Source organism: Arthrobacter sp. ES3-54 (assembly GCF_029504395.1).
Lineage (GTDB): Bacteria > Actinomycetota > Actinomycetes > Actinomycetales > Micrococcaceae > Arthrobacter.
Map to the genome: position 1 here is coordinate 125,063 of NZ_JAQFIF010000004.1, position 25,077 is coordinate 150,139.

Annotated in this window: 24 protein-coding genes; 15 read left to right on the forward strand and 9 right to left on the reverse strand. The window is 65.6% G+C overall.

The features are described from left to right. Positions 1 to 85 precede the first annotated feature (85 nt). Positions 86 to 1,480 carry an aldehyde dehydrogenase family protein gene (locus M2428_RS09085; RefSeq protein ID WP_277525637.1) on the forward strand — a complete coding sequence of 465 codons (1,395 nt, stop codon included), beginning with the start codon at positions 86 to 88 and terminating at the stop codon, positions 1,478 to 1,480. Here M2428_RS09085 and M2428_RS09090 read toward each other — a convergent pair. Both M2428_RS09090 and M2428_RS09095 read right to left on the reverse strand, forming a co-directional pair. Further along, positions 1,477 to 1,698 carry a hypothetical protein gene (locus tag M2428_RS09090; RefSeq protein WP_277525638.1) on the reverse strand — a complete coding sequence of 74 codons (222 nt, stop codon included), beginning with the start codon at positions 1,696 to 1,698 and terminating at the stop codon, positions 1,477 to 1,479. The two genes, M2428_RS09085 and M2428_RS09090, sit on opposite strands and share 4 nt — an antisense overlap. 83 nt (positions 1,699 to 1,781) lie before the next feature. Then, on the reverse strand, positions 1,782 to 2,702 hold the full coding sequence (locus M2428_RS09095) for a LysR family transcriptional regulator (RefSeq protein WP_277525639.1): 921 nt from the start codon (positions 2,700 to 2,702) through the stop codon (positions 1,782 to 1,784). Between the two features lie 254 nt (positions 2,703 to 2,956). Between M2428_RS09095 and M2428_RS09100 the strand changes: the two genes are divergently transcribed. The 9 genes from M2428_RS09100 (at position 2,957) to M2428_RS09140 (ending at position 14,383) form a co-directional block, all read left to right on the forward strand. Next, on the forward strand, positions 2,957 to 4,492 hold the full coding sequence (locus tag M2428_RS09100; RefSeq protein WP_277525640.1) for an FAD-dependent oxidoreductase: 1,536 nt from the start codon (positions 2,957 to 2,959) through the stop codon (positions 4,490 to 4,492). Next, a complete protein-coding gene (locus M2428_RS09105; RefSeq protein WP_277525641.1) occupies positions 4,489 to 5,283 on the forward strand; it encodes a DUF1365 domain-containing protein in 795 nt (264 codons plus the stop codon). The genes M2428_RS09100 and M2428_RS09105 overlap by 4 nt, the downstream gene beginning before the upstream one ends. Positions 5,284 to 5,285: 2 nt before the next feature. Continuing rightward, positions 5,286 to 6,770 (forward strand): class I SAM-dependent methyltransferase, encoded by a 1,485-nt coding sequence (locus M2428_RS09110; protein WP_277525935.1) that lies wholly within the window; start codon positions 5,286 to 5,288, stop codon positions 6,768 to 6,770. A gap of 409 nt (positions 6,771 to 7,179) precedes the next feature. Next, positions 7,180 to 7,425 carry a glutaredoxin-like protein NrdH gene (gene nrdH, locus M2428_RS09115; RefSeq protein ID WP_018773329.1) on the forward strand — a complete coding sequence of 82 codons (246 nt, stop codon included), beginning with the start codon at positions 7,180 to 7,182 and terminating at the stop codon, positions 7,423 to 7,425. A gap of 163 nt (positions 7,426 to 7,588) precedes the next feature. Next, complete coding sequence (gene nrdI, locus M2428_RS09120; RefSeq protein ID WP_277525936.1) at positions 7,589 to 7,993, forward strand: class Ib ribonucleoside-diphosphate reductase assembly flavoprotein NrdI; 405 nt, start codon at positions 7,589 to 7,591, stop codon at positions 7,991 to 7,993. Between the two features lie 65 nt (positions 7,994 to 8,058). Continuing rightward, positions 8,059 to 10,179: a class 1b ribonucleoside-diphosphate reductase subunit alpha gene (nrdE, locus tag M2428_RS09125; RefSeq protein WP_277525937.1), complete on the forward strand. Its 2,121-nt coding sequence runs from the start codon at positions 8,059 to 8,061 to the stop codon at positions 10,177 to 10,179. 89 nt (positions 10,180 to 10,268) lie between these two features. Further along, the gene (gene nrdF / locus M2428_RS09130) at positions 10,269 to 11,243 is read left to right on the forward strand and encodes a class 1b ribonucleoside-diphosphate reductase subunit beta (protein ID WP_264354130.1); all 975 of its coding nucleotides are present in this window, start codon (positions 10,269 to 10,271) and stop codon (positions 11,241 to 11,243) included. 640 nt (positions 11,244 to 11,883) lie between these two features. Continuing rightward, positions 11,884 to 12,606: an ROK family protein gene (locus M2428_RS09135; RefSeq protein WP_277525642.1), complete on the forward strand. Its 723-nt coding sequence runs from the start codon at positions 11,884 to 11,886 to the stop codon at positions 12,604 to 12,606. Beyond that, positions 12,596 to 14,383 carry a molybdopterin-dependent oxidoreductase gene (locus M2428_RS09140; RefSeq protein WP_277525643.1) on the forward strand — a complete coding sequence of 596 codons (1,788 nt, stop codon included), beginning with the start codon at positions 12,596 to 12,598 and terminating at the stop codon, positions 14,381 to 14,383. The genes M2428_RS09135 and M2428_RS09140 overlap by 11 nt, the downstream gene beginning before the upstream one ends. A 98-nt stretch (positions 14,384 to 14,481) precedes the next feature. Here M2428_RS09140 and M2428_RS09145 read toward each other — a convergent pair whose 3' ends face one another. Next, on the reverse strand, positions 14,482 to 15,255 hold the full coding sequence (locus M2428_RS09145) for an FAD-dependent monooxygenase (protein WP_277525644.1): 774 nt from the start codon (positions 15,253 to 15,255) through the stop codon (positions 14,482 to 14,484). Between the two features lie 10 nt (positions 15,256 to 15,265). Continuing rightward, a complete protein-coding gene (locus tag M2428_RS09150) occupies positions 15,266 to 15,667 on the reverse strand; it encodes an NAD(P)-binding protein (RefSeq protein ID WP_277525645.1) in 402 nt (133 codons plus the stop codon). Positions 15,668 to 15,774: 107 nt separating this feature from the next. Here M2428_RS09150 and M2428_RS09155 point away from each other — a divergent pair, with 107 nt between their 5' ends. Beyond that, positions 15,775 to 16,179: a VOC family protein gene (locus M2428_RS09155; protein WP_277525646.1), complete on the forward strand. Its 405-nt coding sequence runs from the start codon at positions 15,775 to 15,777 to the stop codon at positions 16,177 to 16,179. A gap of 668 nt (positions 16,180 to 16,847) precedes the next feature. On the opposite strand, the gene M2428_RS09160 is transcribed toward M2428_RS09155, so the two are convergent. After that, the gene (locus M2428_RS09160; RefSeq protein ID WP_277525647.1) at positions 16,848 to 17,825 is read right to left on the reverse strand and encodes an MIP family channel protein; all 978 of its coding nucleotides are present in this window, start codon (positions 17,823 to 17,825) and stop codon (positions 16,848 to 16,850) included. Between the two features lie 249 nt (positions 17,826 to 18,074). Between M2428_RS09160 and M2428_RS09165 the strand changes: the two genes are divergently transcribed. The 4 genes from M2428_RS09165 to M2428_RS09180 all read left to right on the forward strand — a co-directional run bounded on the left by M2428_RS09165 (position 18,075) and on the right by M2428_RS09180 (position 22,128). Next, positions 18,075 to 18,467 (forward strand): hypothetical protein, encoded by a 393-nt coding sequence (locus M2428_RS09165; RefSeq protein ID WP_277525648.1) that lies wholly within the window; start codon positions 18,075 to 18,077, stop codon positions 18,465 to 18,467. Positions 18,468 to 18,617: 150 nt separating this feature from the next. Beyond that, positions 18,618 to 19,196: an acetate uptake transporter gene (locus M2428_RS09170; RefSeq protein WP_277525649.1), complete on the forward strand. Its 579-nt coding sequence runs from the start codon at positions 18,618 to 18,620 to the stop codon at positions 19,194 to 19,196. A 6-nt stretch (positions 19,197 to 19,202) separates the two neighbouring features. Beyond that, positions 19,203 to 21,182: an acetate--CoA ligase gene (gene acs, locus M2428_RS09175; protein ID WP_277525650.1), complete on the forward strand. Its 1,980-nt coding sequence runs from the start codon at positions 19,203 to 19,205 to the stop codon at positions 21,180 to 21,182. A 349-nt stretch (positions 21,183 to 21,531) separates the two neighbouring features. After that, on the forward strand, positions 21,532 to 22,128 hold the full coding sequence (locus M2428_RS09180) for a recombinase family protein (RefSeq protein WP_277525651.1): 597 nt from the start codon (positions 21,532 to 21,534) through the stop codon (positions 22,126 to 22,128). A gap of 58 nt (positions 22,129 to 22,186) precedes the next feature. Here the strand turns inward: M2428_RS09180 and M2428_RS09185 are convergent, their stop codons facing one another. Genes M2428_RS09185 through selB form a run of 4 tightly spaced genes read right to left on the reverse strand, consistent with a single transcriptional unit; the run spans position 22,187 to position 25,077 of the window. Next, the gene (locus M2428_RS09185; RefSeq protein WP_277525652.1) at positions 22,187 to 22,411 is read right to left on the reverse strand and encodes a hypothetical protein; all 225 of its coding nucleotides are present in this window, start codon (positions 22,409 to 22,411) and stop codon (positions 22,187 to 22,189) included. A gap of 21 nt (positions 22,412 to 22,432) precedes the next feature. Then, positions 22,433 to 22,786 carry a hypothetical protein gene (locus tag M2428_RS09190; RefSeq protein ID WP_277525653.1) on the reverse strand — a complete coding sequence of 118 codons (354 nt, stop codon included), beginning with the start codon at positions 22,784 to 22,786 and terminating at the stop codon, positions 22,433 to 22,435. After that, on the reverse strand, positions 22,783 to 23,238 hold the full coding sequence (locus tag M2428_RS22235; protein ID WP_346780733.1) for a PEP-utilizing enzyme: 456 nt from the start codon (positions 23,236 to 23,238) through the stop codon (positions 22,783 to 22,785). Before M2428_RS22235 ends, M2428_RS09190 begins: the two co-directional genes overlap by 4 nt. 48 nt (positions 23,239 to 23,286) lie before the next feature. After that, positions 23,287 to 25,077 (reverse strand): selenocysteine-specific translation elongation factor, encoded by a 1,791-nt coding sequence (gene selB / locus M2428_RS09205; RefSeq protein WP_277525654.1) that lies wholly within the window; start codon positions 25,075 to 25,077, stop codon positions 23,287 to 23,289.

Consider the following 25,077-nt stretch of genomic DNA (forward strand, 5'->3'; position numbering starts at 1 on the left):
TCCTGAAAACCGGACCATTCCAGCGTTGGAAGGGTTTTATCCGGTACCGGACCGGCGGACGTCCGTGTGACTGTACATTGATCGGATGCAGCATGTACTCTCACCCGTCGTCCGTGCCCGGGCCGTGTTCGAGGCCGGGATCACCCGTCCGCTCACCTGGCGGCTGGAGCAGCTGCGCAGGCTGCGGCGCCTGCTGGCGGAGCGGCAGTCGGACTTCGCCGAGGCCCTAGCCAAGGACGTGGGCAAGCACCGCACCGAGGCGCAGCTGGCGGAGATCGGGTTTGTTGACGCCGAAGCGGCACATCTGGAACGGCACCTCGAAGGCTGGCTGCGGCCCCGCCGAGTGCCGGTGCCGCTCGCAGTACAGCCGGCCCGCGCCTGGACCGAACTCACGCCGCTGGGGGTGGTGCTGGTGATCGGACCGTGGAATTATCCACTGCAATTGTTGCTCGGCCCGCTGGCCGGTGCGCTGGCCGCGGGGAACACCGTGGTGCTCAAGCCGAGCGAACACGCCCCGGCCAGCTCGGCCGCGCTGGCCCGGTGGATGCCCGAATACCTGGCCGGCGCCGTCGAGGTGGTTGAGGGAGGCATCCCGGAGACCACGGCGCTGCTGGCCGAACGCTTCGACCACATCTTCTTCACCGGGGGAGAGGCCGCGGCCAAGGTGGTGATGCGCGCGGCGGCCGAGCACCTGACTCCCGTGACCCTGGAGCTCGGCGGCAAGTCCCCGGCCTATGTCGATGCGTCCACTGGCCTGGCCACGGCGGCCAAGCGGATCGCCTGGGGCCGGTTCATGAACGCCGGGCAGACGTGCGTCGCCCCGGACTACGTTCTGGCCCGGGAGGAGGTCCTGGAGCCGCTGCAGGCCGAGCTGATCAAGGCCGTCGCGGCGCTCTTCGGTACGGACCCGGCGGCGAGCCCGTCCTACGGCCGGATTGTCGATGACCGCCACTTCGCACGGCTCGCTGCCCTCGCCGACGCGAGCACGGTGGTGCACGGCGGACAGCGCGACGCCGCCAGCCGCTACTTTGCACCCACCCTGCTGCGCCCGGCGCCCGGCGACGCCGTCATGGCGGAAGAAATCTTCGGACCGCTTCTGCCGCTGGTGCCCGTGCGCGGGCTCGACGAGGCTATCGAGGAGGTCAACGGCCGGGCCAAACCGCTGGCCCTTTACGTCTTCAGCAAGGATTCGGCCACGCGCCGCGCCTTCGCCGAGCGGACCTCGTCCGGGGCGCTGTGCTTCGACGTTCCGGCGGCCCACCTGTCCGTCCCCGGGCTTCCCTTCGGCGGGGTCGGCGGCAGCGGCATGGGGGCCTACCACGGGGAACATTCGGTGCGGACGTTCTCGCACGAGCGCCCCACTCTGGACAAGCCGCTGTGGCCGGACACGCTGGAACTCATCTACCCGCCGTACACCCGGACCAGGCACCGGATCATCGACGCGCTGGTGGCACCGGTCGGAAAGCGGATCAGGTCCTAACCGGCTTCTACGCCGTCCCACTCGACCTCGACCCAGCGCGTCCCCTCGTCGTCCCAGGACTCCGAGTGCCCGAGCAGGGCTATGTCCTCGAAGCTCACCTCGATGCCATGGCGCTTCAGGGTGTCCCGGAGTTCCTCGGTGGCCGCGCGCACGGCCGCGGCGATTACTTCGGGGTTGTCGGAGGCGACAGGCCGGGAGGCTGAATAGCTTTTGTTCATGGACCCATCCTTCTCGATCGGGCTCGGCAGGGAAACCCTCTATGGGACCTTCGGCGCAGGCCCTTAGGTAGAGCCCGACCAGCTCAGTCCTGTCGTGCGGTGCCGAGCCGGTGCATCGTCTCGGCCAGCAGTTCCACGAACAACTGGACCTGGGCGGTCCGCTTCTCGTTGAGCAGCAAGGCGAAAACATTCCGGGCCAGTCGGATCTCCGGGACATCGAGGACCACCACGCCGGCCGGCCGGTGCCGCAGGGCGAGTTCGGGGACCAGCGCGGCGCCGAGCCCGGCGGCCGCCATCTCCAGGCTGGCGTGGAAGTCATCGCTGTAGGCCACCACGCGGGGGTGCAGGTTGCAGCTCGCGAAGAGGCGTTCGATCACCGTGGCGTCGGACGTGCCGGGGTGGTGCATGATCCAGGGCATGTCCGAGAGATGCGGCGCGGCCACCTTGGAATCCGTGCCGATGCCCCAGGCCGCCGGCAGCACCACCCGGAAGTCGTCGTCGCCGATCCACTGCCGGTCCACGGTGTGCGGCCAGGCGAGGCCGGACTGTCCCACCTGGTACACCAGGGCCACGTCCAGTTCGCCGCCGGTCCGCAGCCCCTGGATGGTCTGGGCCGGTTCCGCGACCGAGACCCGCAGGTCGATGCCGAGCTTCTTCCAGGCCGGGTTCTGCAGGATCGGCGGCAGCACATAGGTGGCGAGGCTCGGGAAGATGCCCAGCCGCAGCTCCTGGCTGGGGCTCTCCTGCGCCCGGGAGGCGGCGGCCATGAGCGTCTCGATGTCCGTCAGCACCTTGGCCGCGTGCCGCGTCATGACGACGGCGGCTTCCGTGGGCTGGATGCTGCGGGCCGCCCGCTGGAACAAGGTGACGCCGGTGTCGCGTTCCAGCGCCGACATCTGCTGGGAGACGGCCGAGGCCGTGTATCCGAGCCGGGCCGCGGCGGCCGCAAACGATCCAAGCCGGATCACTTCCACAAGGGTCCGCAGGTGGACGGGGTTGATCAAGGGCTGCCCTTCGCCTGGTAGCGGGTCCACGGAGATGGGACCGGAATTCCCGCTTCATTGTGGCATATCCGGCCGACCCCGGGCCGCACCCAGGCTTCGAAGTCCGGCGCCACAGGCGCCGGACTGAAAGCCGACCTAACTGCCGAACGGAAAAATGCGGAATTCATACTCATCCGGCCGCCCGGCGGCAACGAATTGCCCACAAGAGACTTCGGGTTAGAGAACATTTCGGGCTAAACAACAGGAGCAGACCAGTGTCGCAAGCAGCAGGGATTCCGGCAGGCCGGCGCGTCGCCGTCATCGGCAGCGGAGTGGCGGGGCTGACCGCCGCCTACGTGCTGAACGGGCAGGACCGGGTAACCCTTTTCGAGGCGGACTCGCGGCTCGGGGGCCACGCCCACACCCACGATGTGCCGCAGCAGAACGGGCCCACCCTGGGCGTGGACACCGGCTTCATTGTCCACAACGAGCGGACCTACCCCACGCTTCTGCGCCTGTTTGCTGAGCTCGGCGTCCAAACCCAGGCCTCGGAAATGAGCATGTCCGTCCGCTGCGACGGCTGCGGCCTGGAATATGCCGGCGCACGGCCCAAGGGGCGCGGCATCATTCCCCGGCCGTCCACCCTGCTGCGCGGCCGCTACCTGCGGATGCTGCTGGAAGTCACCCGGTTCCACCGCCGGGCCCGCGCCCTGCTGGCAGAACCCTCCACCGGCATAGAAACAGGCACCGGCACCGGAGCGGGAGAAGAACTCACCTTGGGCGAGTTCCTGGCCCGGGAGAAATTCAGCAGCTACTTCATCTCGCACTTCATGACCCCGGTGGTCAGCGCCGTCTGGTCCTGTGACCCCACCACCGCGCTGGCCTACCCGGCCCGCTACCTGTTCACCTTCCTGGGCCATCACGGCCTGCTCGGCGTCAAGGGCTCGCCGCAGTGGCGGACGGTCACCGGCGGCTCGCGCAGCTACGTCGACAAGGTGGCCAAGAACCTGCCGGACATCCGGCTCGCCAGCCCCGTCACCACGGTGCACCGGCACCCCGACGGCGTGGACGTCACGTCCGCGCTGGGTGCCGGGACCGTGCGGGAGACCTTTGACGCCGTCGTCATCGCCACCCACCCGGCACAGGCCCTGCGGATGCTGACCGATCCCTCGGCCGCCGAGCGGGCCGCCCTTGGCGGCATGCCGTACTCGGTGAACCAGACCGTCTTCCACCGCGACCCAACCGTGCTGCCGGCCAGCCCCAACGCCCAGGCCTCCTGGAACTACCGGCTGCCGTCCTGCGACGCCCGGCCGGACAAGGTCCTGGTCAGCTACGACATGACCCGGCTGCAGCGCCTGGAGCCCGCGGACGGCGGCCGGTACATCGTCAGCCTCGGCGAATCCGAGCTGATCGAGGACGCCACGGTCCTGGACCGGATGGTCTACGAGCACCCGCAGTACACCCCGGAGTCGCTGGCGGCGCAGCAGCGGATTCTCGGGCTCGGCGACGAGCGTCTGGCCTTTGCCGGCGCCTACCACGGCTGGGGATTCCACGAGGACGGCGCCCTGTCCGGCCTCAAGGCCGCCGCCCGGCTGGGCCGCGACTGGGACCAGGTCAACATCGGCACTGCCAACATCGGCAGTGTCAACATTGGCACTGTCAATAGCGGCTCGGCGGCCGTGGACCCGGACCTCCAGCCGGCCGCAGTTCAGCCGGCCGCTGTTCAGCCGGCCGCTGTTCAGCCGGCCACTGTTCAGCCGGCCACTGTTCAGCCAGCCACAGTTCAACCGGCCACAGTGGAGGCGCCATGAGCGCGCAGGACTCCATCCGCCGGGCCGCCACCCACAGCACCGCCATTGACCGCGCAGCCGTCTACCGCACAGTCATCTCGCACGTGCGGCGCACCCCGCTGCGCAACGCCTTCACCTACCGCAGCTACAGCTGGTATGTCGACGTCGACCACCTCCCGCAGCTCCCGCGCCTGCTCCGGCCGCTGGCCGGGTTCCGGGTGGAGGACCACCTCGGCGATCCGGACGGCACGCTGCGCGGCAACGTGGAACGCTACCTTGCCACCCAGGGGATCGGGCCCGCGCAGGGTAACGGGCTCGACGGCGGACGCATCACCATGCTCGCCAGCGCCCGGGTGCTCGGGCACGTCTTCAACCCGCTGAGCGTGTTCTGGTGCCATGACGCCGCCGGTGAGTTGCGTTGCGTCGTCGTCGAGGTTCACAACACCTACGGGGAGCGGCACTGCTACCTCCTCGAAACGGACGGCGCAGGCCGGGCGAGCGTCCCGAAAGCCTTTTACGTCTCGCCGTTCAACGACGTCGACGGCGAGTACCGCATGAAGCTCCCCGAACCCGGCGAACGGCTCGCCGTTTCGATCGTCCTGGAACGGGAGGGCCAGCAGCCCTTCATCGCCACCATGGACGGCGTCCGCCGCGAAGCCACCCTGCGGAACATCGCGTCCGCGGCGCTCGCGGTCCCCCTTGCGCCGCTGCGTGTCGCGGCACAGATCCGCTGGCAAGGCATCAGGCTGTGGGCGCGCCGCCTGCCCATCATCAAGAAACCACATCACCGTTCACAGGAGGCAGTTCAGTGACAATGACCGAAGCGACCGGATCCGGTACGGGACGGGCACCGGGCACCACGCGCAGTAGCGCCGCATACAGCACGACCGTAAACGGCGGCGCCGTAAACAGTAGGGTGCCCTACACAGTTCCCCAGCCGCCCGTCACCATCGACGCCGCCATCTGGCCCAGCATCGCGGCCGTGCCCTCGAGCCTCAAGGCCCGTGTGGCCGGACGCGCTGCGGACGCCATCTTCAAGGCGGCCGTGCGCCGGCTGCCGCTGGAAGTCCGGTACCCGGACGGCACAGTATTGGGGAAGGCAGCGTTCGGCAACGCAGTATTGGGCAGTTCCGCTCGGGAACAGGCCGCCTCAGGCGAGGCTGCCTCGGACCAGACTCCCGCCGCCTACCCCGTCATGACCATCAACCGGCCGGAGGCCTTCGCCACCCGGCTCGGCGACGGCGGCCTGATCGGCCTCGGCGAGTCCTTCATGGCCGGTGACTGGGACGCCGATGACCTCACCGCCGTCATGGAGGTGTTCGCCTCCCGCGTCGGCACGCTGGTGCCGGAGCCGCTGCAGAAGCTGCGCGGCCTCTACCTGCCGCACCAGCCGCGCAGGGAACGGAACACGGAGAAGAACACCCGCTCCAACATCTCGCGGCACTACGACCTCTCCAACGAGCTCTTCGCCTCGTTCCTGGACAGCACTATGACGTACTCCAGCGCTCTCTTCCCGGAAAGCGGCGACGCCCTGCGGAGCGTGCCGTGGGACGGGCTGGCGGCCGCGCAGCAGGCCAAGATCGACCGCCTGCTGGACAAGGCTGGCGTGACGGAAGGTACCCGCGTCCTGGAAATCGGCACCGGCTGGGGCGAGCTGGCGCTGCGCGCCGCCGCCCGCGGCGCCACGGTGTACTCAGTCACCCTGTCCAGCGAACAGCAGGAACTGGCCCGCCAGCGCGTGGCCGAGGCCGGCTACGCAGACGCCGTCACGATCGAGCTCAAGGACTACCGTGCCGTGGAGGGCGAGTACGACGCCGTCGTCTCGGTCGAAATGATCGAGGCCGTCGGCTTCGAATACTGGGCCACGTACTTCCAGACCATCGAGCGGGTCCTGGCCCCCGGCGGCAAAGTGGCCATCCAGGCCATCACCATCGCTCACGACCGGCTCATGGCCACCCGCACCAGCTACACCTGGGTGCACAAGTACATCTTCCCCGGCGGGGTCATTCCGTCCGTCCGCGCCATCGAAGACATCACCGAGAAGCAGACCGGACTGCGCGTGCGCGAACGCCTGGCGATGGGCGAACACTATGCCCAGACCCTGCGGCTCTGGGAGGAGAGGTTCATGGCCCGCGCGGACGAGGTAGGGGCCATGGGCTTCGACGCCGTCTTCCAGCGGATGTGGCTGTTCTACCTGTGCTACTGCCGGGCCGGGTTTGAAACGGGCTACCTCGACGTGCAACAGATCGTGCTCGACCACGCTTTTTCGAAGAGTGCCACCACCAAGGGCGCTATTTGACCGCGGGGTGTTAGAACAATCACGACCCTAAGAGGCGGGCACCACGGTGCCCGCCTCTTTCGTGTGCCCGGACACCAGATGTAGTGGCCGGCGCCACCGTGGCGCTTACCAGCGGAGGGGCGCGACACGCCGTCTGCGGTGCGACACGCGGGGGTGATTAATGTGGGTAACTACTGCACAGGGTGTGGATTTCGTCCGCCAAAATGGCTGAAATCCGGACATTTGGAGGGCCCCCTCCTGTGGATTAAAGGTGGGTTAAATGACATACTTGTAATACATCATCTTGGGGTCCGCGTGAGGCTCTTGCACTACATGTAGTATCGACATACAGTTCCAGCAGAGCAACAGGGCGGGACAGCCGGAGCCGGGATAGCGCTCCACAGAAGACTTCAACAAAGGGGACAGGACCATGACCGTTACGGTTTACACGAAGCCGGCCTGCGTTCAGTGCAACGCGACCTACCGCGCGCTGGACAAGAAGGGCATCGCCTACCAGAGCGTCGATATCTCCCAGGATGCGGAGGCCCTTGAGCGCCTGAAGTCCCTGGGCTACATGCAGGCCCCCGTTGTCGTTACCGACCAGGATCACTGGTCCGGTTTCCGCCCGGACAAGATCGAAGAACTGGCGCAGGCTGCCGCCGTCGCTGTAGCCTGAAACGCCCAGCAGACGGAACGTCCGGGGCGCCGCTACCAGGCAAGAATTCACGGTAGATGAGGTGACCACCGTGGTTGTAACAACTGATGATCGGGTGGCTGCCGCGGCTGACAGCGGGGAAGCAGTCAGCACAGCGGCTCCCGAACTAACGCACTGCCGCCTCATCTACTTTTCCTCCACCTCCGAAAATACGGCACGCTTCATTGCGAAGCTGGGCGTCGACGCCGCCAGGATCCCCCTCTACCCGAGGGATGCTCCGCTGGTGGCCCGGGAGCCCTACGTGCTGGTGTTGCCGACCTACGGCGGCACCGGGGGAGAGGGATCTGTTCCAAAGCAGGTCATCAGGTTTTTGAACGACCCGGGCAACCGGAAGCTGATCCGCGGAGTGATCGGCGCAGGGAACACGAATTTCGGGGACAACTACTGCATGGCCGGAGACATCATCGCCGCCAAGTGCAAGGTCCCGCACCTATATCGCTTCGAACTCATGGGGACGCCGGAAGACGTCAACCGCGTACAACAAGGATTGGAAGAGTTTTGGACACGACTGTCGCAGACACAGCAGTAACTGAGGGCGCAGGCCTGCACACGGGCACCGGCACCGGCACCGCCGAGAAGCAGGAAAAGCACGAGATGCCGGCCGCTTACAAGGGCCTGGGCTATCACGAGCTCAACGCCATGCTGAACCTCTACGGCCCCAACGGAGAGATCCAGTTCGAGGCCGACCGCGAGGCCGCGCACCAGTACTTCCTGCAGCACGTGAACAACAACACCGTGTTCTTCCACGACCTCGAGGAAAAGCTCGACTACCTCGTCAAGAACGAGTACTACGAGCGCGAAACCCTCGACCAGTACACGATGAACTTCATCCGCGAGCTCTACAACCGCGCGTACAAGAAGAAGTTCCGCTTCGAGACCTTCCTCGGCGCGTTCAAGTTCTACACCTCCTACACGCTGAAGACGTTCGACGGAAAGCGCTTCCTGGAGCGCTACGAGGACCGCGTCTGCATGGTGGCCCTGCACCTGGCCCGCGGCGACGAGAAGCTCGCCACCCAGATGGTGGACGAGATCATCGAGGGCCGCTTCCAGCCGGCCACCCCGACGTTCCTGAACGCCGGCAAGAAGCAGCGCGGCGAGCTGGTCTCCTGCTTCCTGCTCCGCATCGAAGACAACATGGAGTCGATCGGCCGGTCCATCAACTCGGCGCTGCAGCTCTCCAAGCGCGGCGGCGGCGTGGCCTTCGCGCTGACCAACATCCGCGAGGTCGGCGCGCCGATCAAGCAGATCGAGAACCAGTCCTCCGGCGTCATCCCCGTGATGAAGCTCCTCGAGGACAGCTTCTCCTACGCCAACCAGCTCGGTGCCCGCCAAGGTGCCGGCGCGGTGTACCTGCACGCGCACCACCCGGACATCTACCGCTTCCTGGACACCAAGCGCGAGAACGCGGACGAGAAGATCCGCATCAAGACCCTCTCGCTCGGCGTCGTCATCCCGGACATCACCTTCGAGCTGGCCAAGCGGGACGAGGACATGTACCTGTTCTCCCCGTACGACGTCGAAAAGGTCTACGGCATGCCGTTCTCCGACGTCTCGGTCACCGAGAAGTACTACGAGATGGTGGACGATTCCCGGATCAAGAAGACCAAGATCAAGGCGCGCGAGTTCTTCCAGACCCTCGCCGAGATCCAGTTCGAATCCGGCTACCCGTACATCATGTTCGAGGACACCGTGAACCGGGAAAACCCGATCGACGGCAAGATCATCATGTCCAACCTGTGCTCCGAGATCCTCCAGGTCTCCCAGCCCACGACGTACCACGATGACCTGTCCTACGACCAGACCGGCAAGGACATCTCCTGCAATCTGGGTTCGCTGAACATTGCCAAGACCATGGACTCGCCGGACTTCGGCCTGACCATTGAGACGGCCATCCGGTCCCTCTCGGCCGTCTCGGACATGTCCAACATCACCTCGGTGCCCTCGATTGCCCGCGGCAACGACCAGAGCCACGCGATCGGCCTCGGCCAGATGAACCTGCACGGCTACCTGGCCCGCGAGCGGGTCCACTACGGCTCCGAAGAGGGCCTGGACTTCACCAACATCTACTTCTACTCGGTGGTGTACCACGCGGTCCGCGCCTCCAACCGGCTGGCCATCCAGACCGGCCAGACCTTTGGCGGCTTCGAGAAGTCCAAGTACGCCTCCGGGGAGTTCTTCGACAAGTACACCGAGCAGGAATGGGTCCCGCAGACCGAGAAGGTCGCGGAGCTGTTCAAGAACATCCACATCCCCACGCAGGATGACTGGCGCGAGCTGAAGGCCTCCGTCATGGAGCACGGCATCTACAACCAGAACCTGCAGGCTGTGCCGCCCACCGGCTCGATCTCCTACATCAACAACTCCACCTCCTCGATCCACCCGGTGGCGTCCAAGATCGAGATCCGCAAGGAAGGCAAGCTGGGCCGCGTGTACTACCCGGCGCCGTACCTGACGAACGACAACCTGGAGTACTACCAGGACGCGTACGAGATCGGCTACGAGAAGGTCATCGACACCTACGCCGCAGCCACGCAGCACGTGGACCAGGGCCTGTCCCTGACGCTGTTCTTCAAGGACACCGCCACCACGCGCGACATCAACAAGGCCCAGATCTACGCCTGGAAGAAGGGCATCAAGACCATCTACTACATCCGTCTCCGCCAGCTCGCGCTGGAAGGGACCGAGGTGGACGGTTGCGTCAGCTGCATGCTGTAGCTTCAACTAAATCGTGAGAGTACGACGGCGGGCGCCCGCCCGCCGTCGTACGCTTTAACTAAGAACTAACCCAACTTTTAGGGGATGACATGACCGAGAAGGTCAAGCTGCTTAGCCACGTCGAGGCGATCAACTGGAACCGCATCCAGGATGACAAGGACGTGGATGTCTGGAACCGCCTGGTCAACAACTTCTGGCTCCCGGAGAAGATCCCGCTGTCCAACGACGTGCAGTCGTGGGCGACGCTGACCCCGGACGAGCAGCAGCTCACTATGCGCGTGTTCACCGGCCTGACGCTGCTGGACACCATCCAGGGCACCGTCGGAGCTGTCTCGCTGATTCCGGACGCGATCACCCCGCATGAAGAGGCCGTCTACACGAACATCGCCTTCATGGAGTCGGTGCACGCGAAGAGCTACTCCTCCATCTTCTCCACACTGGCATCCACCAAGGAGATCGACGAGGCATTCCGCTGGTCCACGGAGAACGCGAACCTTCAGAAGAAGGCCCAGATCGTCATGGACTACTACCAGGGCGACGATCCGCTGAAGCGCAAGGTGGCCTCCACTCTGCTGGAGAGCTTCCTGTTCTACTCAGGCTTCTACCTGCCGATGTACTGGTCCTCGCGGGCCAAGCTGACGAACACGGCCGACCTGATCCGCCTGATCATCCGCGATGAAGCCGTCCACGGCTACTACATCGGCTACAAGTTCCAGAAGGGCCTCGAGGGCCTGTCCGAGGAGCGCAAGCAGGAGATCAAGGACTACACGTTCGAGCTGCTCTTCGAGCTGTACGAGAACGAGGTCCAGTACACGCACGACCTCTACGACTCCGTCGGCCTGGCCGAGGACGTCAAGAAGTTCCTGCACTACAACGCCAACAAGGCGCTGATGAACCTGGGCTACGAGGCCATGTTCCCGGCCTCCGTCACCGACGTAAACCCGGCCATCCTGTCGGCCCTGTCACCGAACGCGGACGAGAACCACGACTTCTTCTCGGGCTCGGGTTCGTCTTACGTGATTGGCAAGGCTGTTAATACTGAGGATGACGACTGGGACTTCTAGTTCTTCAGTGTGAGATCCCGACCTAACTGAGCAATTTCGCAGTATCTATGAGATTCCACGCTATTTGAATCTGTTCCGATTTACATGAACAAGCGTCCCGTTCTAGTTGAACCAGCTTTGAGGTTTCACGCTACGTGGCCAGGTTCCACGGTGGTTGGCCAACTGATTCACTCAGTTGGCCAAAGGCCGGGCGCCGCGGCCGCCGCGGGTTGCCTTTCAAGCGTTCCCCGACGAGTCCGGGCTGATGCACACGGCATGAGCCCGGGCTTTGAATGATGCTTGAGCCCGCGGTGGTTGCCGGAGTTGCCGAGGGGTTGCTTGTCGGCGCTGCCGGCGGGGCGCGTCCGCTCAGCACCGCCAAGGCGGCCGCCGCGACGGCGATGCTTCGAACTGTCATGCACCACGGTTCACTGACGAAGCCTGCGCCGGTCAAGGAGCTGACATCTCAATTACGATCCATTAATAAGACAGGCGGGCGGGCTCGCCCTGGGCTACAGGAGTTCCCTGCGCGACAAGGACCGCCGCTGTCTCGAAATGTCGTCCAACCACAGGCAGTCTCACAGCAACGATTTGTGTGGGATTAAGAGACCCCGGGAACGGCTAATTGAACCGTACCGGGTTTGATGCCGCTTCCTTTTTTGTGAAGGATAGCGATTATGCCCAAGACACCGACCACTCAGTGCTGGCCGTCGCAACCGTGGACATCACCCATTCCCGGGTCGCGGTAACTGATCTTGCGGGCGCAGTCCTGGCCGAGGAGAGCCTTGACGTGACCATCACCGACGGACCCGAACGGGTGCTCAAGAGCCTCGCCGCCGCCTTCGACCGCCTCCTGGAAGGCACGGGGAATTCCCGCGATCAGCTCTCCGGAGTCGGTCTTTCCGTCCCTGGGCCCGTGGATCCGCACAGCGGGCGGCTGAGCCAGCCCCCGATCATGCCGGGATGGGACGCCTACCCCGTCATCGAACACCTCCAGGACTCCCTGCCCGTCCCGGTGTTCGTGGAAAACGACGCCGATGCCATGGCTTTCGGTGAATATTCCGCCGCCGCTCCTTCCTGCGAAGCCCACTGCCTGGTCAAGGTGTCAACGGGCATCGGCACGGGCCTGGTCATCAACGGCTCCGTCTACCACGGCATCGACGGCGGGGCCGGCGACATCGGGCACACCCGGCTTGAAGGAGTCGACGCGCTGTGCCAGTGTGGGTCCCGCGGATGCCTGGCCGCGTCCGCGGCCCGCTGCCCGCGGGTGAGGGAAGGTTTATGCTTTTCGTGCCAGGTGCTCGGTTCTCTTGTCATCCTCCACCCTGACCAGACCCGGCGGGTGAGGGGCTGCTTCTCTGTTAGCCTGCACCATGAGTCCTAATCCTCCGGTGCCGTCGGATCTCCCCGCACCTGCCCCGTCGGCGGTGACCCCGGGGCTTGTGCACAGCTTCCGGGACGAGCTGGTCGAGGGCGCTGACGTCATCGATCCGGCCACCTTCGCGGGGACCATCCCGCAGGACCGCGGTATAGCTCCACGGGTGCGGGTGGGGAGCAAATGGTTCAACCTGCTATGGTTGCTCCCGATCGGATTCGTGCTCCTGATTGCTGGCGTCGCGGTGGCGAAGGGGCTGCGTGAGCTGCCGGAGGTTCAGTCGTTCATGCGTCAGTTCCCGGGGATGTCAGAACTCCCCGCCGACGCGCCGTCGGGGTTCCCGGCCTGGCTGGGGTGGCAGCATTTTCTGAACCTGTTCTTCATGATTTTCATCATTCGTTCCGGGGCGCAGATTCTCACTGACCACCCCCGTCTGTACTGGACCCGTCACAGCACTCCGGGCCGGGACTGGTTCCGGGTGCAAAAGCCCGTTCCCGCTGACCCGTTGTGGACGGCGAAGAAAGACTCCATCAGTCTCCCGGGCCAGGTCGGTCTGCCCGGACTTCGGCACTCGATCGGGCTTGCCCGCTGGTGGCACCTGGGAGTCGACACCCTTTGGCTGGCGAACGGGATTGTCTTCTACATTCTCTTATTCACCACCGGGCAGTGGATGCGCCTGGTGCCCCTGCACTGGGACGTGTTCCCTAATGCGTTGTCGGTGGCGATCCAGTACCTGTCGCTGGACTGGCCGGCCGAGAGCGGATGGTCCAACTACAACAGCCTGCAACTGCTCACCTACTTCGTTACCGTCTTCATCGCCGCCCCACTGGCCCTGGTCACCGGACTCGGCATGTCCCCGGCACTCTCAACGCGGTTCCGGCGGATCAGCACGGTGCTCAGCATCCAGGCCGCCCGATCGATCCACTTCCTTGTGCTGGTCTGGTTCCTGCTGTTCATCATCATCCACGTGACCTTTGTCTTCACCACCGGGGCCCGGAACAACCTCAACCACATCTTTGCCAGCCGCAACGACGGCTCCTGGGCGGGTTTTTGGATCTTCGTACTGTCCATGGCGGTGGTCGTCATCGGCTGGGTAGCCGCGACGCCCCTGACCATCCGCCATCCGCGCATGATCCAGCGTGCCGGGTCTGCGTTGATCGGACCGGCGCAGCGCTTGTTCGAACACATCGACGCCAAACCGGGGCAATACACCGAGGACGACATTTCCCCCTACCTCTGGCACAACGGCCAATACCCGGACTCCGAAGAGTACAAGGCGCTCTTCGACGGAAACTTCGCCGGCTACCGGCTGAAAATCGACGGCCTCGTGGAGAACCCCGTCGAGCTGGACCTGCTGCAGCTGCGTGCCATGCCCTACCACGAGCAGATCACCCAACACTTCTGCATCCAGGGATGGTCAGGGGTAGCGAAATGGGGTGGAGTCTCGATGCAGGCCATCCTCGATCTCGTCCAGCCCAAACCCGGGGCGAAATGGGTGGTGTTCTATTCCCTCGGCGACGGGCCCGAGAAGGGCATCTACTACGACGCGCACCCGCTCGAACAGATGAGTTATGAACTGACTATGCTCGCCTACGACATGAACGGAGAACCCCTCTCGTTCGGACATGGAGCCCCGCTGCGGCTCCGCAACGAAAACCAACTCGGTTTCAAAATGGTCAAATGGATCAAAGGAATAGAATTCGTCGACACTTTCGACCACCTCGGCGGCGGCTTCGGAGGGTACAACGAAGACCACGAATTCTTCGGCTACCGCCAGTCGATATGACTGGCCCGGCTCATTACCGGGTCGGCCCTCACTTTGAACAATGGCGTGGTCCTCGCCCGCTGGGCGGCTGCTTCCACGGCGACCAGTTTCGGCCCGGCCTACTTGGCGATTCTGCCCACGATCTGGCGGGCCACCAGCCGGTCGATTCCAGGCAGATGGGTTGCCCGTATGATCCACCGGCGCAGGAGACGCTGGGTCCGGCTTGCGGGGAGGAACGAGGACGCGGTTCGCCTGCCGGCGGCCTGCGCGCCCTCGACCACGGGTCGCCAGCGTCGTTCGAATTCGGCGAGGGCTGAGCCGATCCCCTCGGGTGAGGCGACGGGTCCGAGGACGTCTCCCAGTAGCGCGGCGCCGGCGATGGCGAGCGAGCCGCCTTGTCCGGCGAGGAGCGACACGGCCCCGCAGGCGTCCCCCACGAGAACGGTCCGCGCCCTCTGCCAGCCGGGCATGACAATCTGCGCGACGACATCGTCATACGGATGCGCTGGGCACAGTTCGAGGAGCCGGTCGACCGTGTGGCCGAGTCCGGCGAATTCGCGGCGAAGCCGCTCCCGCGGGTTCCCGGACCGCTGGTGCCCTGTCGGGTCTGTGGCATCCCGGTAGACCATGAATGCCGCCACCTCGTCCGAGCGGAGGCTGTAGAGCCCGGCCATTCGGTTGATACTGTCGGTGAGGAGGAACCGGTTCCGGAAGCGGGCATTCAGTGCCGGTTCGGTCACGATGAATGCTGCGGCACGCATGCCCAGGGGGCGCAGGTACTCCTCTTCGGGGCCGAAGACCCGGGCTCGTACTCCGGAATGGATGCCATCAGCGCCGATGAGGACGTCCGCGGCGAACGTCACGTCCGGCAGGTCATCGACGGCGACCCGCACGCCGTTGTCATCACTCCATACTTGGGAGACCGGCGCCCCGTAGCGGACGTGCACCCGGCGGGGGGGGGGGGGTCACGTCCTCGAGCGCAGCGAGGGCGGCTCGCTCCATGTCGGGGCGCAGCAGGCTCAGGACCTTCCCGCCGGCAAGCCGGGCGAATTGGTCGTAGTCGAGGCTGGACGTGGGGCGTCCTGCCGGATCGACATACTCGGCTGCCTCGACATGGTAGGCCACCGCTGCGAGCCGCGGGTAGAGGCCGATCCGCTCCGCCGCCTCCACTCCCGGACCAAAGAAGTCCATCATGTAGCCGTCGGGGCGCGGAGCGCCCGATTTCTCGAGGAGCTCGACGTCCCAGCCGGCCAAGCCGAGCTGGCGGGCCGCGACGAGGCCCGCTATGCCCGCCCCGACAACCACTGCCTTTATGTCCTGCCTCCAGCGGTCGTGGGTGTGTCTGATGCCCGGCGCGTTGACAGGCAGGGACGTGGCGCGTATTCCTGAGTGCAGAGCAAGGAGGTCTCCTTATGGCCACCGTAAGCGTGCGCTACATCGTCGATGATGTCGACGCCGCCATCAACTTCTACCGCGAACATCTGGCATTCACGCTCGTCATGCATCCCGCCCCGCCCTTTGCCATGCTCGACCGCGGTGATTTGCGGCTGCTGCTCAGCGCTCCGAGCGGCCAGGGCGGAGGAGGCAAGAGCATGCCCGACGGCACCAGGCCCGCGCCCGGCGGGTGGAACCGGTTCGCGCTGGAGGTCTCCGACCTCGCGGCAACCGTGCGGACCCTCCGCGGCGCAGGTGTGCAGTTTCGAAATGACATCGTGACGGGCGTGGGCGGAAATCAGGTACTGATCGAAGACCCCTCGGGCAATCCGATCGAACTGTTCGAGCCGACGATTCCCGAGGCGCGGCTCGCGACATCCTAATCCCCACTGGCGGCAGGCGCCCAGAAGGTCCCCGGCGTGAGCTTCGCGCGCCACGTTAACCAAGCCCTGGAGGTCGCCAAATCCCTGGGTGTCGCGGTCGCCGAAAAGCTGATGTCGAAATACGTGAGCGGCTAAACACTCCTGTTCGGCGTCCCAACGGGAAGTTGGCAACGGGCATTCGTCGTCTGGTGGGCCATAGGACTCTTGCCCTTGCTCTTTTCCCGGACGTAGGTATTGATATGCCGCGGCGAGTTCGCCCGCGAACGGGTGGGTGGCGCGGTGGTGGTTGGCCCCGGGTGTGGCGTTGGAACGCGCCCGGGCCGCCCCTTCACCCGGGGACATTGCGGTGCACCCGGCGGAAACCCACGGCCGGAGGATCGAACGTCCACTGTCCCGGCAACTGAGCTGTGGGTGCCTGCGAGGCAACGGCCAGATGAGGAGGGACCAGTAGCCGGTGGACTAAGTCGTTGCTGGGGGCGGGGCCCGCACATCGTCGGACCTGGCCGCATGAACTCGGCCCTGACCGGCAAATCCAGCCTCGCCCACTCGGCGAGCACGGGCTTCCCGGAACCGGAGCTCCGGGAAGAGGCGAGTAGTCAGGCTGGAAATTTGCAGCTGCGCGGAGAGTCTGTCTGTCCGTGTCGAGGCCGGTTGGAATTAGGGGGCCTCTATTTTTCCGCCGGACGTTTGGATTCGGTGGCTGGCGGCGTCTCTCGGCCTGCCCGGCCTGGAGGCGTGGATTCCTGCAACCTGGCGCGTGCATGCAGGATGTCGCCGATGAACCAGTCGTAGATCAGCACACCGATCGCTGCGCCGATGAAGGGCCCGACGATCGGCACCCAGAAGTACCAGCTGAAGGCCCCGTCGACGGTGCCCGGCAGCGCCGTCTGCCCCCATCCGGCCAGCCAGGCAAACAACCTCGGTCCGAAGTCGCGGGCCGGGTTGATGGCGTAGCCGGCGTTCGCGCCAATCGACATGCCGATGGCTGCCACGGCCAGCCCGATCATGAACGGGCCCAGGTTCGCCTGAACGGCCGTATTGCGCATGTCGATAATTGCCACCACGAACATGAGGAGGAACGCCGTGCCGACAATCTGGTCCACGAGCGGGCCCGCGGCGTTGCCGTTGAAGTAGGGTGCCGGGAAGGTGGCGAAGATGGAGTAGCTGGCCAGCCCCTTCGGATCCGCGCGTCCGGTGCCGACGGCCTTGTTGTAGGCGTCGATGGCGTCGTGATACAGCAGGTACACCATCGCCGCGCCGGCGAAGGCGCCCAGGACCTGGGCCACGATATACGGGCCCACCTTTTTCCAGGGGAATTTACGCCGGAGTGCGAAGGCGACGGTCACCGCCGGGTTGATGTGGGCGCCGCTGACGCCGCCGGCGACGTAAATTGCCATCGTCACCGCCAGGGCCCATCCCCAGGTAATCAGCAGCCAGTCTCCGGCGGCCATGAAGATCGTCGTCGATGTTGCTGCCCGGCCGGACCCGGGCAACGCGGCGACCGCCATGGCCACGACGCCGTCGCCGAAGGAGATCAGCACAAACGTGCCGAGAAACTCCGCAAGAAGTTCACCCCAGGTGCCGCCCAGCTGCTTGAGGCCGCTGCCGTTACGGACCGTATTCCTGAGTGGACTGATATCGCTCATCGCGAGTGCCTCCTCGAGTCATCTGCTTCATTTGTACGGGTTGACAATTTCGGTACATTTATGCTACGCCGATAGTGACCCTAGGCAACAGTCTAAAGACCTGTGGACGGCACCTCCGGACCGGCCCCTGCCGCCCCGTCCCGGCGGCCGAGCAGGCGCGGAGGCGGATTCTGTCGAGGAGCGGGGGTCCTCGCTAGACATAAATTGCGCCACGGAAGGCGCAGAGTTCGTTTCGGGAAAGGCACGAACATGACCGACAACAGCGGCTTCGAAAACACCCCGGATGAGACAGAACCGGAAAACAAGCCGGAAGAACCAGACCTGCGCGGTCGGTACGTCGAAGGAAACTATGGCAAGGCAGGCGTGCAGCGCGGCCGCCATACGGACGACGAGGAAGGCCAATACATCGAAGGGGATTACGGCGCGGCCGGCAGCGAAGGCGGACTGCCCGAACCGCTCGGAAGCAAGGCCCGGGAGTCGGGACGCTATGTCAAGGCCGACTACGGCGATGCCGGATCGACACCGGGCCGCATCGCTGCCTCCGAAATCGGGCGGTACCCGGAGGGCAACTACGGCGAGGGCGGCATGGTGGATCCCGCCCGCAAACCCGACGCCGATCCCGGGACACAAACACAGCACTAATCAGTAACCATCCGTGCACGTCACCAGCGATGATGCTGGTGCTGACCAAGGAGTCGTGCCATGAGTGTCGAATCAAGCTCCGCGGCGGGGACCGCCCCGGCGGGAAGTGGTCGCAGGGCTGAAAATCCCGTACCAGTCCAAGATGCGGTTGTGGCTCCCCAGGGGAGCCCGCCCTTTGCCGATCCGGCAGCTTTAGGTCTGGGCGCTTTCGCAATGACGACGTTTGTCCTCAGCGTCATCAATGCCGGCTTGATCCCCAAAGCGGTCGAACCGGTAGTACTGGGACTTGCTCTGTTCTATGGCGGCATGGCGCAGTTCGCCGCAGGGATCTGGGAATTTGCGAACCGCAACGTTTTCGGTGCGACGGCTTTCTGCTCATACGGGGCCTTCTGGCTGTCCTTCTGGTTCTTGAGCCAGTTCAGCGCGGGAAGCCTTCCGGCTGCGGACGCCGGCAAAGCTGTTGGGCTCTACCTTCTGGGCTGGGCAATCTTTACCGCTTACATGACGATTTCCGCTTGGCGCGTCAGCATGGGCGTCTTTGCCGTTTTCGTCTTCTTGACCCTGACCTTCATTGCTCTGTTTCTGGGCGCTCTCTCCGGGGCAACCGGGCTGACGATGCTGGGCGGCTGGCTGGGGATCGTGACGGCGCTGATTGCCTGGTACTGCTCCCTGGCGGTGGTCGCGAACTCCACCTACAAACGGACTGTGCTTCCGGTGGGACGACGGTGACAGGCCATGGCTACAGGACCAACAGAATCGGATGAGACCCTGGCAAACCTCATGCACGAACAGCGGCGCTTTCCTCCGGACGAGGGCTTTGCCGCTCAGGCCAACGCCACGTCGTCGGACTATGACGAGGCCGCGGCCGACAGGTTGGCGTTTTGGGCGCGGCAGGCGGAGCGGCTGGACTGGTCTCAGAAATGGAGTGAGGTTCTGGACTGGTCAAATCCGCCATTCGCCAAGTGGTTTGTCGGGGGCAGGCTCAATGCCGCCTACAACTGCCTTGACCGGCATGTGGCTGCCGGCCGCGGAGACAAAGTCGCGTACTACTTTGAAGGTGAAGGTGGGGATACCCGTACGATCACCTATGCCCAGCTCACCCACATGGTCTGCCAGGCAGCGAACACGCTGAGCGATCTGGGCGTCAGGCCCGGAGACCGGGTGGCCATTTACATGCCCATGATTCCGGAAACCGTCGTGGCGATGCTGGCCTGCGCACGAATTGGGGCACCGCACACAGTCGTGTTCGGCGGGTTTTCTGCGGACGCGCTCCGGACGCGAATCCACGACTGCGACGCGCGGATCGTCATAACCTCCGACGGCGCCTACCGCCGCGGCAAGGCCAGTGGGTTGAAGCCCGCGGTCGACGAGGCCCTGCTGGACTGCCCGGACGTTCGTAACGTCCTGGTGGTCCGCCGCACAGGCCAGGAGGTCGACTGGACACCGGGCCGCGATATGTGGTGGCACGAATCGGTTGATCTGGCTTCCGCCTATCATGACGCCGAGACCTTCGACGCCGAACATCCCCTATACGTGATGTACACCTCGGGCACAACGGGCAAGCCCAAGGGCATCCTGCACACCACCGGCGGCTACCTCACGGCATGCGCCTACACCCACTGGGCGGTCTTTGACCTCAAGGCTGAATCCGATATTTTCTGGACGGCCGCGGACATCGGCTGGGTTACCGGGCATAGCTACATCGTGTACGGCCCCCTGGCGAACGGTGCTACCTCCGTGCTGTACGAGGGCACGCCGGACACCCCGCACCAGGGCCGCTGGTGGGAAATCATCGACAAGCACAAAGTCTCCATTCTCTACTGCGCCCCGACCGCCATCCGCACCTTCATGAAATGGGGTCCCGAGATACCGGCCAAGTACGGGCTCAGGAGTTTGCGCGTGATCGGCACCGTAGGCGAACCGATCAACCCGGCCGCATACATCTGGTACCGCGAGAACATCGGGCACAACCAAACGCCCGTTGTGGACACCTGGTGGCAGACCGAGACCGGCGCCATCATGATCAGCCCGCTCCCGGGAGTCACGGCAGGCAAACCGGGCGCCGCCATGAGGGCACTGCCCGGAGTCGTAGCGGACGTCGTCAATGACGCGGGCGCACCGGTTGCCAACGGCTCCGGCGGCTATCTGGTACTCAGGGAACCCTGGCCATCCATGCTGCGCACCATCTGGGGTGACAACGACCGGTACGTGGAGACGTATTGGTCACGGTTCCCGGGGCTCTACTTCGCGGGGGACGGCGCGAAGAAAGACGAGGATGGGGATATTTGGCTTCTCGGCCGGGTGGACGACGTGATGAACGTGGCCGGGCACCGGCTTTCGACCACGGAGATCGAATCCGCGCTCGTCGCCCATCCGAAGGTGGCCGAAGCGGCCGTCGTCGGCGCCCTTGACGACACCACCGGGCAGGCCATCGTCGCCTTCGTCATCCTCCGCGGTGATGCGGGCCACGGCGGACCGGAGGTCGTGCAGGAGCTGCGCGACCATGTGGCCAAGGAAATCGGCAAAATCGCCCGGCCGCGGCAAATCATGGTCGTAGCCGAGCTGCCTAAAACCCGGTCCGGCAAGATCATGCGACGGCTCCTCAAAGACGTGGCGCAGGACAGGCCGATCGGGGATGTCACCACCCTGGCGGACTCCTCAGTCATGGAGCTGATCAAGGCCGGCATGCCCGGCGGCGCCGGCGGGCTGCACTAGTCGGCGCCCAGGAACGGCCGTCAATACACCCATGACACGATCTCCCCGAATTTCTCCACCAGGTCAACTCCTTTGCGGCAACCGGAACCTGCAACTTTTCGGGTGATCATGGCAGGGCTGTACATCCGTTGGGCGCTCTTCGCATGTTCCGTTAGGACGGCCCGGATCACCGGCACCCGTACCGCTGCGGGGCAAGATGATGTCTCGGTAATCAACAAGACACCGACCCAGGGCCGGATGAGCCGGCCGAACGGCTGAGAAAGTCGAGCTCGCCGATGTCTCGCTAAAATCTCACCATAAATCGTCTCATCGGGGGCGCTCCGAGGGCTTTCCGAGTCAGAATGGCTTAGTGAGACAACTGGGATATACGCGCGTGAGCACTTCTAGCCAGGACGCCCAGCTCCAACTCGACGCCCTGGTCTCCGCCGGCGTGCAGAAACGCGACGTCTTCGCCGACGTGACCTCTGGAAGCAAGACGGCAATCGAACGACCCGGGATGAAAAGGCTCCTCGAGTACGCCGAGGAGGGCGACACCGTCGTGGTGTGGCGGGTTGACCGGTTGGGCAGGTCGCTGATCGACGTGCTCAACACAGTAACGCTGCTGCGCGACCGGGGTGTCCATGTGCGCTCGATCGCCGATGGGATTGACCCGACGACCTCGACCGGGTGCATGATGCTGAATATGCTCGCTACCTTGGCTGAGTATGAGCGCGAGCTGATCGTCGAGCGGGTCAATGCCGGTATCGCCGCCGCGAGGCGGAACGGGGCCCGCTTCGGGCGGCCCTTAGCGGACCCGGCCGTCATCGCGGACAAGCTGGCGGTCGCCAAGGACGCCCGCGCAAAGGGACGCACCGCCGAAGACGCCGCCCGGCTCGTGGGCTGGAGCCGCGCAACCCTCTACCGCCACCAGCAAGCCTTCAGCGCCCGAAAGAGCGTCAGCTTATAGCCATGTTCCGGGCGCCTGTCTTCGATTCTCCACTGCTCGTGGGTCAGGTTCCTGCGCGTCAGCGTGGCCTGCCGAGGGTGGCCAACAGGTCTTCGTGCAGCTCGAACCAGACCTGGTGAGCCGAGTCCCGGTTGGTATCGCTGATCCAGGCCGTGTCCTGACGGGCGTGCTCCACGGCAGCTGTGAAGCGGGCGTGGTAACCGTCGAAGCGGGACAGGCCCGCGCTCAGGCGGGCCTCGAGGCTAGCCAGTCCGTCAGCGGCGCGGGCAAGGTCGGCCAGCACGTGTTCAAGGTCGGCCGGGGGCTAGGCCAGGCCCATCTCGGTCAGCTGCCAACGGGTGCATGCGCCGGCAACCAGGTTGTTCAGGGGGCCGAACCCGTCCAGTACCTCCTGCACCAGGGTACGTGTTCCGGTGGTGTCGAGTTCGGCGGCCAGCAGGTGCTCGCCGTGAGCCTTGCCGGCTTCCGTCAGCGACCAGCCGCTGTGGTCTGCGAAACGGGTCCAGGTGACGTGCCCGGCCGCCTGTGCGTGCAGTAGCAGCGTTCGGACCGGGCCCTCTTCGAGCTCCGCGCGGGCGATGACGCGCTCGGTGCTGGCATACCCGAACACGCGCACGGCGTGGAGCACCAAAAGGTCAGGAGTGCTGGTCTCGCTCATTCGTCCTCCAACAGAGTGACGGTGCCTCGGGACCCGTCGACCAGGACCAGGGCGCCATTGGGCAGGCTGGTGGCTCCATGTACGTCGGTAACGGCGGGAATACCCAGTTCACGGGCCACAATTGCTGCATGCGCGAGGATGCCCCCGGTCTCGGTGACCGCTGCGGCCGCGCGGGCCAGCACCGGCGTCCACGCCGGGGAAGTGGCACGGCAAACCAGCACCTCGCCAGTCCTGAATCCGGCGAAGTCGTCCAGTCCGGACAGTATCCGCACCCGCCCTCGCGCGATACCTGGACTGGCCGGGGTCCCCGCAGCCAGAGTCCGGACACCGTCGACTGGAGCCGGTTCGGGTGTGCTGGCCGCGCGGCGGGTGATGGGACGGGCCTGCAGCACCCACACCACACCCTCAATGTCCAGGGCCCACTCCAGATCCTGCCCACCATCGAGCAGCACCTCGATCCGCTGGGCCGCCTTTCGGGGCGAGAGGCTAAGCGCCCCGGGTCACCGCACCACGGTGCGGTGACCGGCATCCAGGCGCCGGGTCCAGCCGCGTGAGTCCAGATATTCAAGCAACGGAACCGCGACCCGTCGAGTTGTGCCGAGGGCTTGGCGTGCCTGGCTTGTGGTGAAGGGCTGCTCCAAGCGGGCCAGTTCGCGCATCGCAAAGGCCGGTGCCGTAGGCAGCAGCACCACCCCATCGCGCAACCGCAACAGCCGCCCGGTGCGCTCGGCGGCAGCGAGCTCCCGGGCGCCCAGGCCCAGCGCGGCCAGCTCATCGGCTTCCGGGGCGTGGAAGGCGTCTGCAGTCAGCCTGCGCTCCAGCTCGGCGACCGCCGGCCCGACGGCGCCAAGGTTGCCTTTGGTGCCTGGAAGCCGGACGTGGCCGCCCTCCTGGTCGAGACCCGCTTCGCGGATGACCGGGTCAAGAAGCCGCTCATCGGGCAGGGTGAGGAGGTCCCGGGCCGCGCCCCGGGAAAGGCCCGGGGCGAGGGGATCGCGCTCATGCAGTTCCCCGAGGGCCGTGCGCAGCCGATGCTGCCATGCCTCGAAGAGGGGAGAGTGCACCCACCAGTCGCCGAGAACCCGGACGCCGGGGGGCGCCGCCTCGTGCGCAGACAGCAGCCCGAGCCGACGCAGGTGCTCTTCCTGCACCGCCCCGCGGCCTGCCACTTCCCCAAGCACGTCTCCGGCGGCGTCCATGCCTGCGAGCCGCTCAGCCCAGTGGACGCCGTCCCCGCGCCGCCGCAAGGCCGGCGGATCGGCGTCGAGCACCTGCGCGCCGCCCAGCACCGTGCGGGTCCCGGGGTCCCGCAGCACCAGACGGTCTCCGAGAACGAGCGGCAGGCGCCGGTCCAGGACAAGCCGGGCGTGGTCGGCACCGAAGGGGCGCAGCCGGGCCGGCACGGCAGCAGTGCCGGCATGCACCACGAGCTGCTCCGGTACGTCCGTATAGGCCACGCCGGTAGTGCGCTGGATGCCCAGGACGCCCGTGACGGGCCACGCGTCGGGAGTCAGCAGCGCGTCTCCCCGGCGGACGTCGGCGGCGGAAACATCGCGCAGGTTCAGCGCCACCCGGTTGACCGGCCCCAGCGAAGAGTATGACGTGTCGCGGCTTTGCAGGCCGCGGACCACCACGGACCGCGAACCATCGTGGCCGAGCAGCTGCAGCCGGTCACCTTGAGCGAGCGTTCCCGCTGCCAATGTTCCGGTCACGACGGTTCCGGCACCCTTGATGGTAAACGAGCGGTCCACCCACAGCCGGAGCCGCCCTGTGGTGGCGGGGGCGGGCACCCCGGCCAGAACGCCGTCGAGCGTGGCACGCAGTTCGGCCAGGCCGGTGCCCTCGACGGCAGACACAGCCACTGCGGGCGCATTCGCCAGGCCTGTCCCGGCCAGCTCTCTGCGGGTCCGGGCGAGCACTTCACCAATCTGCCCGGGCGCCCGGTCGGTCCGGCTTACGACTATGACGCCGTACTCGATGCCCAGCGCCGCGACGGCGTCCCGGTGGTCGCTTGACTGCGCCTGCCAGCCTTCATCGGCAGCGACGACGAAGCAGACGACGGGAGCGGGTCCGATTCCGGCGAGCATGTTCCCGAGGAATCGTTCGTGGCCCGGTACGTCCACGAAGGCAACATCCTGCCCGGAAGGCAACGTGGTCCAGGCGTAGCCCAGGTCAATGGTCAGCCCACGGCGCCGCTCTTCCTCCCAGCGGTCCGGCTCCATGCCGGTAAGCGCGCGCACGAGCGTGCTTTTGCCGCAATCGACGTGTCCGGCGGTGGCAACGACATGCAC